The 17,992-nt window shown below is 47.5% G+C and carries 14 protein-coding genes and 1 other annotated feature; of the genes, 1 reads left to right on the top strand and 13 read right to left on the bottom strand.

Annotated elements, in window-relative coordinates; all coding sequences use genetic code 11:
* Positions 1 to 177: 177 nt before the first annotated feature.
* The 9 genes from Ga0451573_RS11145 to Ga0451573_RS11105 all read right to left on the bottom strand — a co-directional run bounded on the left by Ga0451573_RS11145 (position 178) and on the right by Ga0451573_RS11105 (position 11,358).
* Positions 178 to 765: an indolepyruvate oxidoreductase subunit beta gene (locus Ga0451573_RS11145; protein ID WP_231684202.1), complete on the bottom strand. Its 588-nt coding sequence runs from the start codon at positions 763 to 765 to the stop codon at positions 178 to 180.
* Positions 758 to 2,530 carry an indolepyruvate ferredoxin oxidoreductase subunit alpha gene (gene iorA, locus Ga0451573_RS11140; RefSeq protein ID WP_231684257.1) on the bottom strand — a complete coding sequence of 591 codons (1,773 nt, stop codon included), beginning with the start codon at positions 2,528 to 2,530 and terminating at the stop codon, positions 758 to 760. The genes Ga0451573_RS11145 and iorA overlap by 8 nt, the downstream gene beginning before the upstream one ends.
* Before the next feature lie 80 nt (positions 2,531 to 2,610).
* Positions 2,611 to 3,915, bottom strand: a complete 1,305-nt coding sequence (locus Ga0451573_RS11135) for a phenylacetate--CoA ligase family protein (protein WP_231684201.1) — start codon at positions 3,913 to 3,915, stop codon at positions 2,611 to 2,613.
* A 98-nt stretch (positions 3,916 to 4,013) separates the two neighbouring features.
* Positions 4,014 to 5,585 (bottom strand): L-lactate permease, encoded by a 1,572-nt coding sequence (locus tag Ga0451573_RS11130; protein WP_231684256.1) that lies wholly within the window; start codon positions 5,583 to 5,585, stop codon positions 4,014 to 4,016.
* A 240-nt stretch (positions 5,586 to 5,825) separates the two neighbouring features.
* Positions 5,826 to 7,025, bottom strand: a complete 1,200-nt coding sequence (locus Ga0451573_RS11125; protein ID WP_231684200.1) for an aminotransferase class I/II-fold pyridoxal phosphate-dependent enzyme — start codon at positions 7,023 to 7,025, stop codon at positions 5,826 to 5,828.
* A complete protein-coding gene (locus Ga0451573_RS11120) occupies positions 7,022 to 7,555 on the bottom strand; it encodes an Lrp/AsnC family transcriptional regulator (RefSeq protein WP_231684199.1) in 534 nt (177 codons plus the stop codon). Before Ga0451573_RS11120 ends, Ga0451573_RS11125 begins: the two co-directional genes overlap by 4 nt.
* A gap of 3 nt (positions 7,556 to 7,558) precedes the next feature.
* Positions 7,559 to 7,774 (bottom strand) — a binding site (T-box leader).
* Between the two features lie 112 nt (positions 7,775 to 7,886).
* Complete coding sequence (locus Ga0451573_RS11115) at positions 7,887 to 9,494, bottom strand: ABC1 kinase family protein (RefSeq protein ID WP_231684198.1); 1,608 nt, start codon at positions 9,492 to 9,494, stop codon at positions 7,887 to 7,889.
* A 17-nt stretch (positions 9,495 to 9,511) separates the two neighbouring features.
* Positions 9,512 to 9,718, bottom strand: coding sequence for a heavy-metal-associated domain-containing protein (locus Ga0451573_RS11110; protein ID WP_231684192.1), 207 nt, complete (start codon positions 9,716 to 9,718; stop codon positions 9,512 to 9,514).
* 122 nt (positions 9,719 to 9,840) lie between these two features.
* A complete protein-coding gene (locus Ga0451573_RS11105; RefSeq protein WP_231684190.1) occupies positions 9,841 to 11,358 on the bottom strand; it encodes a two-component system sensor histidine kinase NtrB in 1,518 nt (505 codons plus the stop codon).
* Between the two features lie 295 nt (positions 11,359 to 11,653).
* Here Ga0451573_RS11105 and Ga0451573_RS11100 point away from each other — a divergent pair, with 295 nt between their 5' ends.
* Positions 11,654 to 13,591, top strand: a complete 1,938-nt coding sequence (locus Ga0451573_RS11100) for a penicillin-binding protein 1A (protein ID WP_231684188.1) — start codon at positions 11,654 to 11,656, stop codon at positions 13,589 to 13,591.
* A 25-nt stretch (positions 13,592 to 13,616) separates the two neighbouring features.
* On the opposite strand, the gene Ga0451573_RS11095 is transcribed toward Ga0451573_RS11100, so the two are convergent.
* The 4 genes from Ga0451573_RS11095 to ypeB form a co-directional block, all read right to left on the bottom strand.
* Positions 13,617 to 14,339 carry an amino acid ABC transporter ATP-binding protein gene (locus Ga0451573_RS11095; protein WP_231684255.1) on the bottom strand — a complete coding sequence of 241 codons (723 nt, stop codon included), beginning with the start codon at positions 14,337 to 14,339 and terminating at the stop codon, positions 13,617 to 13,619.
* Positions 14,340 to 14,426: 87 nt separating this feature from the next.
* Entirely contained in the window at positions 14,427 to 15,086 is a 660-nt protein-coding gene (locus Ga0451573_RS11090; RefSeq protein WP_231684187.1) for an amino acid ABC transporter permease, read from the bottom strand.
* A 109-nt stretch (positions 15,087 to 15,195) separates the two neighbouring features.
* A complete protein-coding gene (locus tag Ga0451573_RS11085) occupies positions 15,196 to 16,032 on the bottom strand; it encodes a transporter substrate-binding domain-containing protein (RefSeq protein ID WP_231684185.1) in 837 nt (278 codons plus the stop codon).
* 582 nt (positions 16,033 to 16,614) lie between these two features.
* Positions 16,615 to 17,964, bottom strand: coding sequence for a germination protein YpeB (gene ypeB / locus Ga0451573_RS11080; protein ID WP_231684184.1), 1,350 nt, complete (start codon positions 17,962 to 17,964; stop codon positions 16,615 to 16,617).
* Positions 17,965 to 17,992 lie beyond the last annotated feature (28 nt).

Below are 17,992 nucleotides of genomic sequence, written 5' to 3'. Positions count from 1 at the left end.
GTCTCCAAAACGCCATGTGCAGGTCTATGATGTAATTAGCGGAGATAGTGGTAGGGGTGTTCCGGAAGGCGGAGTCTGTCGTCAACCGGTCCAAAGCCGCTTTAGCGGGTTTGGGTAACCGGTTGAGATGTAGCCCGCCGGAGGAACACCTCTACCACTATCATAAGAATAATTACATCATACCTGCACACTCCAGCCTTTTTCAAAGGCATTCTTATTGAGCTCCAGGAACTTGGCCGGAACCTTGGCCTCCAGCGCCCGGATGCACTTCTCTTTGTCAAATCCCATTTTCCGGGCCAGCACCCCCATCAAAACAACATTAGATGCCTTGGCATTACCACATTCCTCAGCAATCTGATGCGCATTAACTGCAATAGTATCAGGCACCTTGCTCTTTATCCGGTCAATAATACCGGCAGGATACTCCTGAACTCCCATAATAACAGGCACAGGGTCTATAGCCTGATCATTAATAATGATTGTGCCGTCTTTCTTCAAGTAGTGTACCCAGCGAAGGGCTTCCAGCCTTTCAAAGGCCAGAATTATATCAGCCTGACCTTCCGATATCAAAGGTGAATACACCTTTTCACCCATTCTTACCTGGGTAACCACACTGCCGCCGCGCTGGGCCATGCCGTGAATCTCAGAAACCTTGACATCATGTCCGTCCTCCAGGGCCAGATAAGATAATATCCGGCTGGCCAGGATAGTACCCTGTCCCCCTACCCCTACAATAAGGATGTTGGTTACTTTACCGTTACTCATTGCCTGCACCCTCTTTCTTCAAAGCTCCTGACGGGCAGAGCTGTGCGCACAATCCGCACCCGGTACACAGGGCTGTATTTACTACAACAGCATCCCCCTGGGCGCTGAGAGCCGGGCACCCCAACTTCATGCACTTTTTACAATTAATGCAGTTTTCATCAATGACATATGGTACAGTCCTCTCCTTGATAAGCAGTGCACAGGGCCGCTTCACTATGATTACAGAGGGCTCATCGGCTGCCGCCTCTTCACTTAATATACTCTTCAGGTTCTTCAGGTCAAAGGCATCAACTACCTGAACCCTTTTAATTCCAAGGGCCTTCACCAGACCTACCAGATCAACCTGGTTTGTTATCTCTTTGCTCAGGGTCCTGCCCGTTGCTGCATGGTCCTGATGTCCTGTCATGGCAGTGGTACTGTTATCCAGGATCAGAGTGGTGGTTGCCCCCCTGTTATAAGCAACATCGAGCAAACCTGTGACTCCGGAATGCAGAAAAGTAGAATCACCGATAACGGCTACCACCTTCCCGTGCATTTCGGGGTGCGCCTTTTCCATACCCAGAGCAGTACCCACACTGGCCCCCATACAGATACACGTATCCATGGCCTCAAGAGGCGGCAGGGAACCAAGGGTGTAACATCCGATGTCTCCGGCAACAGTCATTTTCAACTGGCTGATAGTATAAAAAACCCCCCTGTGCGGGCAGCCCGGGCACATTACCGGGGGCCGGACAGGTATCTGAACATCTTTTTCCTCGGCTACACCGAGTGCCAAAATCGACTCATTGACCAACTCCTTGTGGGCGGTAACCGCAAGAAGCTTTTCGGCAATTATTCTCTGAGAAACCTCACCTATCCTGGGGAATAGCTGTTTACCGGTCACCTCAATACCCATCAGGCGCACCTGATCTTCCAGGAATGGCTCAAGTTCTTCAATTATATACAGTTCCTCAACCTGTGCCGCGAATTCCCTGATAAGCTTTTCCGGCAGCGGGAAGGTCATCCCCAGCTTCAGGACAGATGCTTCCGGCAGCACTTCTTTAACATATTCATATATGATACCACTGGCAATGATCCCCATTTTACGGTCTGCCCATTCTATCCGATTGGCCGGACAGCTTTCCGCATACTCCGCCAGTTTGCCCCGTCTCTCTTCAACAACGACGTGGCGGCCTCTGGCATGAGCGGGAACCATTACATACTTCCGCGAGTTTTTAACATATGGTTTGACTGTGTCATCAATGCGCTCACCAATATCCACAAAGCTCTGGGAATGATTAACCCTGGTAGTGGTCCTGAGCATAACCGGGGTGTCAAACTGTTCGCTCATTTCCAGTCCGAGCCCCACCATTTCCTTCGCTTCCTGACTGTTGCTGGGCTCCAGGACCGGAATCTTGGCAAATTTCGCATAGTTCCTGTTATCCTGTTCATTCTGCGAACTGTGCATCCCCGGATCATCAGCGCTCACCAGCACAAGGCCGGCATTTACACCTGTGTAGGCCAGGGTAAACAGCGGGTCTGCAGCCACATTTACTCCTACATGCTTCATGGTCACCAGGGTACGGGCTCCGCTGATAGCAGCGCCCGCTCCAACCTCAAGGGCTACTTTCTCATTCGGGGACCACTGGGCATAAACCCCCGGGTAATTGACCAAATTCTCCAGTATCTCAGTACTGGGAGTCCCGGGATATGCTGCCGCCACCCTGACTCCGAATTCGTAGGCCCCCCTGGCAATCGCCTCATTTCCTGTCAGAAGTTCCTTCATCATTCTACCTCCGTTATATTTAATCCGTAATTCCAGGTTTTTTAGAATCATCCTACAATTTACGGTTTTACCTTACTCCATTAATCCTTTGGACGCAGGTCCACTATTCTTTTAGCTTTGCCCATAGTCCGCTCAAGGGACTTGGGTTCCAGCAGTTTAACCCTGGCGCCTATAGAAAGGGCTTTTTGCAGCCTGCCCCGGAGTTTCTTTTCCAGATCCTCAAGCTCCCTGAACTTCCCGGAGAACTTGTCTCCCGATAGTTCTACCTGTACTTCCAGGTCATCCAGGTATCCCTTCTTGGTGACCACCAGTTGGTAATGAGGTCCTATCCCATCTGTTTCCATGATAACTCCCTCAATCTGTGCCGGATAAACATTTACGCCCCTGATTATCAGCATGTCATCCGCCCGCTGAGTAACCTTCTTCATTCTGACCGTAGTGCGCCCACACTTGCAGGGTTCGTCAACAAGCATCGTCAGGTCCCGGGTGCGGTAACGGATAATCGGAAAGGCTTCCTTGGTCAGGGCAGTAAGAACCAGTTCCCCCACCTCTCCATATCCCAGGGATTCACCTGTCTCTGGGTTAATAATTTCGGGATAGAAGTGGTCCTCATTGATATGCATCATCCCTTCACCACACTCACACTCACCGGCCACTCCCGGGCCGCCTACCTCACTGAGGCCGTAATTGTCAGTAGCCCTCATCTGCCAGCGCTGCTCAATTTCCTTTTTCATGTTTTCTGTGCACGGTTCGCCGCCAAACAAGCCAACCCTAACATTAAGCCGGGAAGGGTCAATACCCATCTCTTCGAAGACCTCCGCCATATAAAGTGCATAAGAGGGAGTCGCAACCAATGCCGTTGTCCCAAAGTCCTGCATCATGGCAATCTGTCGTTCGGTATTTCCTGTAGAGGCAGGTATGATAGTCGCCCCTACTTTTTCAATACCATAATGCAGTCCAAAACCTCCGGTGAATAACCCATACCCAAAGCATATCTGAACAACATCTTCATCAGTAACCCCTGCCATACTGACAATTCGGGCAATCAGGGTTGACCAGGTGCGGATGTCCCTTTTTGTATATCCAATGACCTTTTGCTTTCCGGTGGTCCCAGATGAAGCATGAAGGCGAACCACCTGTTTCATGGGGACTGCAAAAAGCCCGAAGGGGTAGCTGTCTATTAACGCCTCTTTGCCGGTAAAGGGCAGCCTTGGGACATCTTCCAGTTTGGTAATATCCTGGGGTCTGATGCCATGTTCGTCAAAAGTCTTTTTGTAATAAGGCACCTTTTCATAAACAGAGTTTACCACTGTCTGAATACGGTCAAGCTGAATCGCCTGCAAATCCTCCCTGACCATGCATTCATAATGAGGTTCCCAAATCATTCTCTATCATCTCCCTATCCTTCCTAAACAGCAAAAACACCAAAAACTTAAATCACCAAAAACATAAAAACATTGCACGACATCAAAAAACCTAATCATCAGGCCCAGATGAATGTCATCACTGCCGCCACAGATGTGATGAAGATAGAAATTCCGAATGTTGTCCTGATTACCTTTGCCTCTATCCCAAAGGCATCAATAGTCGCTGCCGCATTTTGAAGCTTTGCCGGTGAAATTACACTGGCCAGCCCTCCCCCGATAGCCGTTCCTGCAATTACCACCAGCGCATTGGCCCCAATAATACCTGAGGTTATCTTATTATATTTGGCAAACATGGCTATTGTGGATGATTCACTACCGCTGACAAACCCTCCAAACAAACCGAGAAACGCAGCTGTAAGCGGATAAAGGCTCCCAAAAACTCCAGCGGTTGTATTTGCCAGTATTGAGATCATATTATTTCCGGGATCTGGAAGCCGCCACTGTCCGCCACCGGCCTCAACAAAACCCGAATAATTCAAAACATAGGCTATGGCGAAGAAAATAGCTGCTGAAAAAGTAGGCCTTGGCGCTCTTTTGAGCCATTTTCTCACAGAAGCGGTCACCTGCTGCCTTGAAGGACGCAAGATAGGAAAAGACAGCACCGTGCTCACAAAAATCCACCAGTAGGCATTCCAGAAAAAACGTAATTTGGTGGGACTTCCGGGAATGATGGTAACAACGCCCGGGTGTTCAGTGAAGAGGTAATTAAAAACCGGTTTATAAAAATTCACAGCCAGACTGGCTATAATAAGGATTATCCATGGTGACAACGCCTTTAGGAGTGAATACTGACCGGCATACTCCAGTTCCTCTTGACTCAGGACACTTTTGTCAATCACCGGTTTGCCCAATACCTTAAGATAAGCCAGCATTACCAGGATCGTGGCCATTCCGGCAAAGACACCGGTCAGGACAGTTCCTCCCAGCTTGTTAACAACCACTGCAGTTAACCCTATAACAATACCTGATATCAGTGTTGGAACAAATCCCTGGCGCACCAGTTTAAATCCACCGATAATCCAAAGCATCGCAAAGCCAATCAGAGTTGATATCACGGGCAGGAACCTGGCAAAAATAACTCCAGCCTCGGCCAGCCCGATGCCGGTCATATCTGCAAATATTACCAGGGGCGCCCCCAAAAGCGCATATGTACACAGGGCATCATAACCAATTGCCGGCAAAGCTACAGCAACAAACGTTGAATACCCGAGAGCTATCATTATGGGAGGCAGTATGGAGACAGGTGTCGCCCCAACTGATGCCAGCAGTGTCCCGAACCCGATGTTTATTATCATTACCTGGACAGCCCGGTCACTGTTAGCAATAGTCTTAATGAAAATCACTATCCGTTTAAGGGCTCCGGAGCTTTCCATATAATTAATTTGTAATATTGAAGCCGCCACCATCAGGGATACGGGAAACGAAGCCACGATACCGGCCAGACTGGATTTAACCGCCACTGAAAACGAGGTTTGAAAAAAACTAATGGCCACCGCTACAGTCAACATCCATCCTACCAAGCCACTCGTATCGGCGGGCCATTCTTTGTAAGCAAGCAGAAATACCACTGCCAAAATTGGCAGAATCGTAAGCGCTAACTCCCCCAAGACCAATAAAAACACCACCATGTGCATATACTTCCAGGCTAATAACTGATAGACTTTCCTAATCAACATCCTATCGATAACCATAAAGAATTCTACATTTTAATTTTTTTTCCTTCTCTATTTGGCCACATTTTTCTGATAATTTTTAACATTTTGTTTATGTGGAGCCAAACAAAAAACAGGAGCAGCCCGGGAATTACCCAGGGCGCTCCTGTTTTCTAGACGCCTCAATTTCTTTCCAAACAATTTCTGTCCAAGCAATTATCCGCTGGCTGCTATGTCATCTGACCGGAGGCCGGATTTGCTGATAAATTTGCCCATGCGTTCAATAGCCTCTGTAAGGTTTTCGACTGAAGCTGCATAAGACAGCCTGATATGGCCTTCTCCATTAGCGCCGAATACATTACCGGGAACAATGGCAACCTTGCCATCCACCAGCAGCTTTTCAGCAAATTCTTCAGAACTCATTCCCGTGTTCCTGATAGATGGGAAAGCATAAAATGCACCCCGGGGTTCGAAACATGAAAGGCCGATTTCACCAAGTCCTTTGAGAACCAGTCTGCGGCGTCTGTCATATTCAGCCACCATCTTCTTCATTTCATCAGTCCCGTTTTGCAGGGCCTCCAGGGCTGCCATCTGGGCCATGATCGGGGCACACATAATGGTGTACTGGTGAATCTTCGTCATGTGGGCAATCACTTCCGGATGACCACAGGCATAGCCCAACCGCCACCCGGTCATCGCATAGGCCTTGGAAAACCCGTTAAGCAGTATTGTCCTGCTCTTCATTGCCGGAAGTGAGGCAAAACAGGTATGTGTCCCTTCATATGTCAGCTCATCATAGATTTCATCAGAAATAACCAGCAGATCGTGTTTTTTGACCACTTTGGCAATTTCCATTAATTCCTCCCTGGAAATAGTGGCTCCAGTCGGGTTATTGGGGTAACTAAGAATCAGCGCTTTGGTGTTTGGCGTAATTTTTTCTTCAATCTGGGCCGCTGTAACTCTGAAGCCATTATCCTCTGTGGTCGGAATAGAAACAGGGACCCCTCCTGCCAATGAAGTGCATGGAGCATAAGACACAAAACAAGGTTCGGGTATCAGGACCTCGTCACCAAAGGAAACCACAGACCTTAAAGCCAGGTCCATCGCCTCACTGACCCCAACGGTCACCAACACCTCATTTGACGGCTCATACTTAACTTTATAATTGTTGTAGAGGCTGCGCGCGATTTCCTCCCGGAGTTCCAGCATTCCCCAGTTGGAGGTATACATTGTGTACCCCTTTTCCAGGGAATATATACAAGCCTCTCGAACATGCCAGGGGGTAACAAAGTCTGGTTCGCCCACTCCCAGAGAAATTACTCCTTTGGTCTCAGTAACCAGGTCAAAGAAGCGCCTGATCCCTGAAGGGGGAATATTCTTAACAGTTGCCGACAGTTTATCTGACCATTTTATCATGGCGAAATCACCAACCTTCTGTCTTCTTCTTTATCATCCAGAATTACGCCTTCCTGCTTGAACTTCTTCAGCACAAAATGTGTTGCCGTACTGAGGACATTGTCTATGGTAGCCAGTTTTGTTCCTACAAAAAAGGCCACATCCTTCATATTAGTCCCTTCGACCAATACTGAGAAGTCGTAACTCCCGGACATCAGATAAACCGCCTTGACCTCTGGAAATCGGTAAATCCTTTCCGCCAGTTTATCAAAGCCTGCTCCCCTCTGAGGAGAGACCTTGACCTCAATAATAGCGGAAACCACGTCTTCACCCGCCTTTTCCCAGTTAATCAGGGAATTGTATTTGACAATAATTCGTTTTTCTTCCAGCTCTTTAATCCTATTTTCCACATCCTGCCGATCCGTCCCCAGCATGGCAGCTATCTGCTCAAAACCCAGGCGGCTGTTATTCTGAAGCATCTCCAGTATTTCACGGTCCTTATGATCCAAATCAACCAACTCCCCCTTATGTGAAATTAAATAAGCCCTCATCCCACAAGGGACGAGAGCTTTCTCACGCGGTACCACCCTAATTGGCTGTTATGTACAGCCCAGCTTAGTTCCCGTTAACGCCCGAGATACGACCAGGCTTACTTGAGTTCAGCCCGGTAACTCCAGGATGGCATTCGGTGCATGTTTCCGCCGGTTTTCACCATTTCCGGCTCTCTGCTGGGTAAACAATACACTTACTATTCCCTTCACAGTCTTTTAAAGGTAAATTTCTTAAAATTATATCATCCACAGGTGTACCTGTCAATAATATTTATATGCGAAAAACTGCAACTGTGTTAATTATAATTTTTTGCTTTTATCCCGAACCGTGTCACCTCAGCCGTCCTGATCTCAGCATTGATACCAGCACCATGATACCCAAGAGTCCTGAAAAAACAAAGCCCAATGTACCCAGGACAGGATATCCCCACAGCAGCGGGCCTTTCCCGGTATGCATTATCAGCGCTGAACCGACCATCAAAGCCGCCAGGATAAGACCAAAGGCAATCCTGGATGACGATATATCCAGCATATCATATAACCAGTTGAGGTTCCTGTGGTAAAACGTTATCCGGGTATCATTATTGGCAAAATTCTTAACCGCTTTACAGACATCCCCCGGGAAGGTCATCATCCCCTCAGCGGCATTGGATAACTGCCTATATACGCTCCCGTTATCCAGCCCCGGACGCAGGGTTTCTTTTAAGTAATCGGCAGCTATTGGTCTGATTACCTCAATTATGTCCAGTTCAGGACATATTCGCCTGGCCATATCTTCACTTATCATCACCGTCTTGCCTAAAATAAAGAGATTATCCGGCATTTTAATTCCGTGCTCAATAGAAATCGCTAACATGCCATTAATCAACTGGCCCAGCGCTATTCCGCCGCGGGTCACCCCATTAGCCTTTTCGACTATCTCGGAAACATCTTCAAAAAAATGCTGCTGGTGAATTCTCTTCGTGGTTCTCCCTGTTTCCATGATAATGTTCATTACTGCCGGCACATCCCGGTCACCCAGAGCTATCAAAAGCTCTGCAACCAGCCTGCGGTAACAACGGTCAAACCTTCCCACAATCCCGAAATCAATGAGGACAATGCGAAAATTATCCTGAAACAAAACATTGCCCGGATGCGGGTCACCGTGAAAAATACCTCGTTCAAACAGGGGACGGTAAATTGAGAGCAGCATGTTTCCTGAATACCGGCTGCTTTCATCGTAACTGTAGTTATGTTCCTCGAACTCCTCTACCCTGATGCCCCTGACAAATTCCATTGTCAGGATCTCCCGGGTGGTATAGTCCGAAAATATTCGGGGCACAATTACGTTTTCCTCGTCACTGAACTCCCTGTAAAAGGCTTCAGTGTTAACAGCCTCAGTAAGGTAATCCAGTTCCTTGTGTATCTGTCTCTCAAAGACATCGATAATCTCATAAATGTCACAGACCTGTCCCAGAACAGTTCGTTTCTGAAGGATACCGGCAAACCGTTTAAGTATTTTGATATCACCGCCGATAAGCTGTTTCAAATGAGGCCTCTGGACCTTTACCACTACCTCCGCCCCATCTGGAAGGACGGCCTCATGGACCTGTCCGATAGAAGCGCTGGCAAGGGGTCTGTAATTAAAATCAAGAAATATCTCCTCAGGGGCCTTGCCCATCTCCCCGATGAATTGAGCTCTTATTTCAGGTTCAGACACCTCTTCAACTTTATCCTGAAGCCGGCTGAACTCTTCAACATAGTCCCGCGGAACCAGGTCAGGCCTAGCGCTCAATAACTGACCCATTTTAACAAAGGTCGGCCCAAGGTCTTCAAAAACCATTCTCACCCGCTGGGGAAGTGACCTTTTTTGCGGCTTTATCAGGTATCCGAACCCATGCCTGACCAAAATCCCGGTAATTTCACGGTATCGTGAAACCTTACGGTATTTACGGGTCAAAGCCTTCCCTCCCGGCTTTAATAAACATCATACCCGGCATCTGAAATGGCTTTTTTCAGTCCTGCCTCATCAACTCCAGCCGGGTCATACTCAATAGACACTTTTTTTGCATTCAGATCAACACTGGCATCCTGAACCCCATCCAAGGTTTTCAGGGCCTTTTCTACTGCCATCTTGCAATGATTACAGGTCATCCCTCCAACATTAATAATAGCTGTAGCCATAAACAATCCTCCTTTTGTAATTCCGGTCTGGTTTTATTTTGCCCATTTTACCGCCGCCAATCCGAAAAAAAAGCCAAATTAATCCCCTATGCCGGGAAATAATCTGACTCTGTTATTCCTTCTTAGCAAGGCAGATATAAGCGTGTTTTGGTTCCTTCACCCAGTTTGCTGATAACCTCCAGCCTTCCGCCGTGGCTTTCAACAATTGCCTGGGAAACAGCAAGCCCCAGACCCGTACCGGAATCCTTGGTGGTAAAAAACGGCATAAACATTTGTCTAATGGTTTCTTCTGTCATTCCCTCTCCGGTATCCGATATTTCCAGGCAGACCTGTCTTTCTTTCTCTCTCTCAGTACCCCTTATGACAATATTTCCTCCCTCAGGCATGGCCTCAAAGGAATTCCTCACAATATTGATAATAACCTGCTTTATCTGTTCACAGTCAATTTGAACCGGGGGCAGGGAATCCGGGAAGTTTTCTGTGATAGTAATGTTTTTAAGAAAAGCCTCACTCTCCATAAGCACCCTAATGTCCGAAAACAAATTACTGATATTGGCCTCTATTTTATTAAGAACAGCGGGCTTCGTCAATTTCAGCAGCTTGCTGATTATGGTATTAACCCTGTCTATTTCCGAAATTATTATGCTTATATATTCTTCTTTGGGAGTACCCTCCAACTCCTTTTTCAGGAGCTGAATAAATCCCCTGACAGAAGTGAGTGGATTCCTTATTTCATGTGCGGCCCCGGCAGCCAACTGCCCCGCAACAACCAGGCGCTCAGACCGGGCAATAGCTTTCTCCAATTTTCTGAAGTCCCTGATATCTGCTGCCGAAATACACATCCCGATGTATTCCCCTTTCGGGCTAAATACGCGGTGTGCTGCCACTTCATAAGGCACAGGTTCATCCGCAGCGGTATTGTTAAAGATTTCGGCACACACTGTCGCCCTGCCGGAAGCAATTTCCTGGATCAAGCCATAAACCGCCTCCTGTTCCGGGGCTTCCCGCTTCCCTATAACCTCTGCAAAGTTTTTTCCGATAACCAGGCCGGCCTCAATTTTAAGCAAACTGCATATTGAGCTGTTTGCGAGAAGGATTTCACCTGATGTGTCTAAAAGCAGGATTCCTGTTTTTATGTGATCAAAAGCGGTCTGATATATCAAAGGCTTAACCTGCGGAAATACCAGCGCCCTTTTAATATGGCTGAGGGCCGACTTTTGCCGGTTCAACTGGTTAACCTGCTCCAGTTCTGCGGCAACAGCCGCGCTTAGCTGGGGATAATCCACCGGAAACCCGGCGACTTTGCGAACATTCAGGGAATAAAGGGCTTTATCAATATGAAGGCCTTTAGCCACTGGAACGGCGACTATTCCCAGACCGTCCCTGGTTTTTTTTATATTTTCTACAAACGTACTGTCATCTTCCCCTGAAATGCCAGCCAGAACTACCCGAATGTCTTCTTTGCTCAAGATATTCTCTATTTCAGACAGCTGCCTGGCATAATAAACGCTGTAGCCATCACTCATTAATCTCCATTTCGCGAGCTTAAGTTTTCCGCTGAAATCAGCGATAAGGACTCCCGAAGGCTTTTCCGAACTCATCCCAGCAGATTTGGGTTTAATGTCATTCTTCAGAAGCAAGGCTTTCACCCCTCCCTACTGCAAATGGTAAATATTTCCCATGTAGCAGATTCCTTTCGCCACGTTTTCATGAAATCCTTCCTGGTTTTGAAATATTCTCGAAAGTTTGTATTCTATATTTTAAAAATTTGTCTTGTATAATCGAAACCTACATAGCAGCATTGGTTTTTGATATAATAAACTTAGATTTGCTTTCAGGCTGGTGAAAATTGAAATGAATTGCAAAAAAAATATTTGGCCGCTAATTGCTCTATTATTTCTTACACTTAGTGCAGCGTTTACAGGCGGCTGTAGCTTGCTTACGCTCCCCACTCCAAAAGTACCGGTAGCCTCAAAGGTCTATGATGTAAATAATCAGGTCATTGCTACCCTTTACCGGGAAAACAGGGTGGAAGTCCCGGTGGAAAAAATCCCCCAAATGACCCGAAATGCCTTTATAGCTGTTGAAGATACGCGTTTTTATAAACACTTTGGCCTGGACCCTGTCCGCATCATCGGAGCGGCTTGGCGTAACCTTAGATCGGGTGAACTTGTGGAGGGCGGCAGTACCATAACCCAGCAGACAGTCAAAAACCTCTACCTGTCCAGAGAAAAAACCTTTGGCCGCAAATTCAGGGAAGCGCTGCTGGCTGTCCAGATGGAGCGAAAATACTCCAAAGACGAAATTCTCGAACTCTACTTAAACCAGATTTATTTTGGTCATGGGGCATACGGCGTGGAAATCGCTGCCCAGACGTATTTTGATAAGCCTGCCTCAGAACTTGACCTCGCTGAAAGCGCTATGCTGGCCGGACTTCCCAAGGCGCCGAATACCTATTCCCCTTTTAAGGACTGGGACAAAGCCAGGGATCGGCAGAAAACTGTCCTGAAACGCATGACTGCTGCAGGGTTTATTACCGACGAGCAAGCTGATGAAGCCTTCCGGGAAAAGCTTATCTTAAAATCCGGCAGGACAGAGACAGAAACCGCCCCCTATTTTATCAGTGAAGTAATCCAATACCTCACAGATAAATATGAGGATGGGGCTGACATGCTTTATGCAGAGGGCATCTCTGTTTATACAACCCTTGACCTGAATATGCAGAAGGCAGCTGAAAGCTCCTTTGACAGTGTCCTTCAAGATAATGATGCACAGCTGGACGGCGCTCTTGCTGCCATTGAACCAGGCACCGGGCATATCAGGGCTATGGTTGGCGGGCGGGACTTTTCCCGATCAAAATTCAACAGGGCTGTCCAGGCGAAAAGGCAGCCGGGTTCAGCCTTTAAACCGTTTTTATACACTGCAGCCATTGACCGCGGCTATACCCAGGGAAGCACCCTTACCTGTGAATATGTGGAGTTCCCTCAGGACAACGGCAAACCATATAAGCCTACTGATTACGGGGCAGCCCCCTATCACAACCGACCGCTGACTTTAAAAGAGGCCCTGAAAATTTCCGATAACATTGTGGCTGTCAGGCTTGCCGGTGAAATCACTCCCCGCACAATGACCGAATATGCCCATAAAATGGGTATAGAAAGTGACCTTAGGCCGTACCTGTCCCTGGCATTGGGCACTTCCGAGGTAACTCCCCTTGAAATGGCCGCCGCGTATAGCACTTTAGCCTCCGGCGGCATCAAAAGCAAACCCCTGTTCATACTTAAAATTACCGATAAAAAGGGCCGGGTAATCGAAGAAAATGCCCCGGTCACAGAACGGGTAATTTCAGATTCCACGGCCTATCTGGTGACTGATATGCTGTCTGCGGTTTTTGATCCCGGAGGTACCGCCGCTTCACTTTCCGGAATTATCTCACGCCCGGCTGCAGGTAAAACAGGCACAACCCAAAATTACCGTGATGCCTGGTTTGTTGGCTACACACCACACCTGGCTGCAAGTGTGTATATCGGTTACGACAATCCGGAAAAAGCCGTGGGTATCCCAGGCGGCAAAATCGCCGGTCCCATTTGGGCCAGGTTCATGTCACAGGCACTGGAAAATGTCCCCCCTGAACAATTCAGTGTACCACCCGACATCGTCACCGCAAACATCTGTACAGATACAGGGCTGCTGGCGACACCCCTTTCCCCGGACACTATCAGAGCAAGTTTTCTCAAAGGGACAGAACCCCGGGAATACTGTACCCTGCATTTCTTCTCAGGTTTCGAAAACGGAGTCGGGCTTTGGGGCAGCTGGCCGGAATCGCGGAAAAATCTTCCGGGGAAACGCCGCGGACAGCAGCAGCTGGATTAGCCAGCACATAAAACTACATCCGCAATTATAATATCTGGCCTAAAAACGCCTGAGTACGTTCATTCCTGGGATTATCAAAAACGTCCTCAGGTATTCCCTGTTCCACAATTGCGGCATCATCCATAAATATCACCCGGTCGGCCACCTCACGGGCAAAGCCCATTTCATGGGTGACCACCAGCATCGTCATACCCTCCCTGGCCAGTTGCTTCATAACAGCCAGAACTTCTCCGACCAGTTCAGGGTCCAGCGCCGAAGTCGGCTCATCAAACAACATCACCTTTGGCTGCATTGCCAGAGCCCTGGCAATGGCAACTCTCTGCTTTTGGCCTCCGGACAGCATGGCTGGGTATACATTTTTCTTGTCTGCCAGGCCAACCTTATCCAGAAGTTCTTCCGACATCGTGATAGCATCCTGTTTGCTCATTTTCCGCACCTGAATAGGCCCTTCAATAACATTTTGCAACACAGTCATGTGTGGGAAAAGGTTAAAGTGCTGAAATACCATTCCGACATTCTGCCGCATTTTGTTTATATGGCCATCCCTGTGTTTAATCAACTGGCCGTCAATATATATCTCTCCCGACTGGTTTTCTTCCAGGAAATTAATACAGCGCAGAAGCGTACTCTTCCCGGAACCACTGGGCCCGATAATAACCACTACTTCCCCCTCAGACACAGATAGGTCTATACCTTTGAGAACTTCCAGTTTTCCGAAGCTCTTATGAAGTCCTTTAACCTTGACCATTTTTCGGTCACTTCTTTTATTCAAATCATCACACCTCGTCACTCATCTTATTCATCGGCCACACTCCGTTCATACCACTGCACCGGTTTACAGACGGTCACTTACAGCCAGCCTGCGTTCCAGCCTGTGTACCAGATACCCCAGTATAGTTGTGATAATGAGATAATAAATTCCGGCAATAATAAAATACTCCATAAACCGATAGGTAGACGAGCCTAGCTGCTGAGATTTAAGCAGCAGCTCCCTGACCGAAATGGCGCTGGCCAGTGAAGAGTCCTTGGTAGCAATAATAAACTGGTTTCCCAGAGGCGGAATCGCTCGTTTCAAAGCCTGAGGCAGGATGATGCGCCGCATAGCCTGAAATTGTGTCATCCCAAGTGAGCGCGCTGCTTCCATCTGCCCGATATCAATGGACTTGATGGCCCCGCGGAATATTTCCGCTATATATGCACCATTATGGGTTCCGAAGGCAATTACCGCAGAAGGAAAGGGGTCCAGCCTGACAATCTCAGACAGACCGAAATATACGATAAACAGCTGTAGAAGAATAGGTGTTCCCCTGATAACTGTAATATACAAAGTGGCCGGGTAGTAAAAGAGTCTTGACTTTGAAATCCTGCCAAGAGCAACAACCAAACCTAAAATAACCCCAAAAACAATTGATGTCGCCGTAATTTTAAGAGTCTGCACTGCTGCCGGGATAAAAATCGGAAACTTTTCTACTACTATGCTAAAATCATATACCAAAAAGCACTACCTCCTATTTGAAGCTCACCACTTATACCTTCAATCAACAGAGTTCCTGCGCCAGACAAAAACCGGGTGCACAGCACCCAAGCTGTGCACCCCGGAATCTCTATTTCAGGTTCTCTGGCCCGGTAATGGTTGAATCCTCCCGGACTATCAACTGTGCCCCAGAATAATAATAAGGATCGGTAAAGTCAACAACCTCCAGTCTCTCATCGGTAATTGCCATACTGCCGAAAATACCGTCATAACGACCGGCCCTGAGACCCTCAAGAATCCCGCTCCAGTCTGTGGTTACCGGCTCATACTCGACCCCAAGCCTCTTGGCAACTTCTTTCCCGACCTCAACATCAAAACCTGTCAGTTCATCATTTTCAGTAAAATAGTTGAATGGGGGATAGCCACCGCTCATAGCAAACTGCAGCTTCCCTGCCTCTTTTACTCTGTCCAGGCTGTCGTCTGCAGCGCTTTCTTCATCAGGAAAAGTCTCTTTATATTCGATACCTTCCATAATATCACGGCCAAAATATTTTTTGCTTATTTCTGCATAAGTACCGTCAGCTATCATTTCTCCAAGGGCTTCATTAATTGCCTGCCTTAGGGAATCATCCTCTTTTCTGACAGCTACCCCGATAGTTTCGGTATAGAGCAGGTCACCCGCCAGTTTAAGGTTGTCATAGCCTCCCTCTTTGATCCCTGTCAGCCCGACCAGCTTGTCCGTAATCACACCGTCAATCCTGCCGCTGGACAGTTCCTGAAGGGTAAAGTTATCATCCTTATATAATTTAACCTCATCCACCTTGGAAAATTTGTTTGCTTCCTGCTCAAAAGTTGTCCCGGTAACAACTCCTATTTTAATCCCGTCATCACTGCATCCTGCCGCCAGAACCCCTGTCATCACAACCAGCAAGGCCAGGCAGATATATCTGAAATACCTTTTAAACATTTTGTTTATTCTCCTCCTTTTTCATTTTTATGTGTTTTCCCCTCCGCTGTGGCTCGGCTATTTCCGAGAGCGGGCGCCATTTATCCCTCCTTTTCATAAAAAATAAAAATGGGCACTCTGACTCTCTTCTATTAATAGAAGAGAGTTAGAGTGCCCAGGTTTCGCCTCACCGACTCACCCCAGACCATTTGCATGATCTATCTTTAGCCCTGTTTATTCAGAACTAAAAAAAGCCCCAGCTCTCAGGTTTTAGCTGATTTTTCGATTCCGGGTTCGGTGAACCGGTAACAATTTCGACTTAGGGTGTTATCACTGTTATATCTAAACACTTACAGATATCCGCTCCAGTCAAAGCATATACCTGCTCGCATTTACACCTACTGCCCGGAACTACTTCACCATCTCAAGCCGCTAAAATTTAAAATTAAGCCCTTGTTGGGATAGTACAATTATAGCTTGTTTTTTTGGGAAAGGCAAAAATGCTAAGAGGGGTTATGCGCGCGAAACACCGGATGAACCTGAACCCACGCCCAATACCCCCCAAATACCTATGAATCCTCGTCCTATGGCCTTTTCACTGTATTACATCATCATTGGTCCACCATTGGTTTCAATGACTTTGAGTATTTGCTCCTCATCACCTGTCATAGCATTAATGTAAATAATGAAGCTGTCTTCCTCGAGGGTGCCCTTGAATTCATATACCAGCACTTCCTCCAGGTTTTCCCGGGGAATCACCGCCAGCCTTTTGGAACTTATTTTCAGGTCAGGATTTACTTTTGATAGGGCTTCCCGCTCACTCAATTTCGGTTTGGGAAGCTGCCTGTTTTGGTGATTCATCAGAAACCCGGTGCCTTCGAAGCCGACTATTTCTCCGGTATCCAGAGCGACTTTTACTTTCATCAGGTCGGGGTAAATCAGTATCCCGTCCTGTTCATATTCAAAAATAACTATTCCCGTATTTTGCTGTTCAATAAAGTATGTCGGCGCCATATTATCTATATTCCGCTTTTCCAGAAAACTCCGGGCCAGTGAAACAGCCTTATCGGAAGATGTCGCGGCCTTGTTAACCACTCTGTTGTTCAGCATAAACAGCGTATGTCCGCCTTTTTTGGATATATCAACCGTTACCGATGGTTTTACCTGCCGCTGTGAAGCCAGATAAATCCTGTAGGCAGGAATGATGCCATTAACCTCTTCAGTATTTACCACCCTGAATTTTTTGGAAGTCCCTGTCTCCACGAATCTCCGGGCAGCGGTCCCGGCCTGATCCCTGCTGACTGCGCTGCCGGTAAGACTCTGGGGCTTTCTATTGATAATGTGGTCTGAAAATGGACCGTCATAAATCAAGGTGGGAAAGTCCTCCATTTTCCGGTTAATATTTTCAAGTCCCCTGGGAACATTGACATCTTGGCCCATATCTTCAGACTTTGACTTGATTTCCCCCCAGGTAAGCCTCCTGTCAGCAGCCATTTTCTCTATGTTCTCCAACTCAGCGGCAAGATACCCGGCTTCAGTATGCAGCCTGTTCAGTTTGTCGATTTCTTCAGCCTTGATCTCATCACCCCTGACAAATCTCTTGGCCAGTGACCAGACATAATCTCCGGTCTGGGTAAGGAAGGTAGAGGTTCGGGTCAGGCTGGGTCCTGTGACCGGTATCTGTGCCAGGGTTTCCCTGGCTGCATAGGATTCCTGCCAAACATCGGAAAAAATCATCATCCGCTGTGAGGGTGAGTTTGAGACCAGGCCCTTGGAAAGCATGACCTCCATATTTTCCACATGGTCCACCAACTGGTAGAACGCCCTTTGGTTATTGTTGTTCATATAAGTGACAATCTGGTCCCTGTCCTGAGCTAATCCGTATCCCCAGTATGCCAGCCCGCCTATGGCCAGCACAGCAGCCAGGGCAGGAATCATCCACCATTTCCTCAAAGTAAAAGTCCCCTTTCTAACTCAAATT

Source organism: Phosphitispora fastidiosa (assembly GCF_019008365.1).
GTDB lineage: Bacteria > Bacillota > Thermincolia > Thermincolales > UBA2595 > Phosphitispora > Phosphitispora fastidiosa.
Note: the sequence above shows the minus strand (reverse complement) of the source record. Positions and strands in the feature narration are given on the sequence as shown.

Bases quoted from the DNA above. Each gene is read 5' to 3' on its own strand.
- Ga0451573_RS11145 (WP_231684202.1), bottom strand. From the start codon at position 765: ATGAGTAACGGTAAAGTAACCAACATCCTTATTGTAGGGGTAGGGGGA.
- iorA (WP_231684257.1), bottom strand. From the start codon at position 2,530: ATGAAGGAACTTCTGACAGGAAATGAGGCGATTGCCAGGGGGGCCTAC.
- Ga0451573_RS11135 (WP_231684201.1), bottom strand. From the start codon at position 3,915: ATGATTTGGGAACCTCATTATGAATGCATGGTCAGGGAGGATTTGCAG.
- Ga0451573_RS11130 (WP_231684256.1), bottom strand. From the start codon at position 5,585: ATGGTGGTGTTTTTATTGGTCTTGGGGGAGTTAGCGCTTACGATTCTG.
- Ga0451573_RS11125 (WP_231684200.1), bottom strand. From the start codon at position 7,025: ATGATAAAATGGTCAGATAAACTGTCGGCAACTGTTAAGAATATTCCC.
- Ga0451573_RS11120 (WP_231684199.1), bottom strand. From the start codon at position 7,555: ATGAGGGCTTATTTAATTTCACATAAGGGGGAGTTGGTTGATTTGGAT.
- Ga0451573_RS11110 (WP_231684192.1), bottom strand. From the start codon at position 9,718: ATGGCTACAGCTATTATTAATGTTGGAGGGATGACCTGTAATCATTGC.
- Ga0451573_RS11095 (WP_231684255.1), bottom strand. From the start codon at position 14,339: ATGGTCAAGGTTAAAGGACTTCATAAGAGCTTCGGAAAACTGGAAGTT.
- Ga0451573_RS11085 (WP_231684185.1), bottom strand. From the start codon at position 16,032: ATGTTTAAAAGGTATTTCAGATATATCTGCCTGGCCTTGCTGGTTGTG.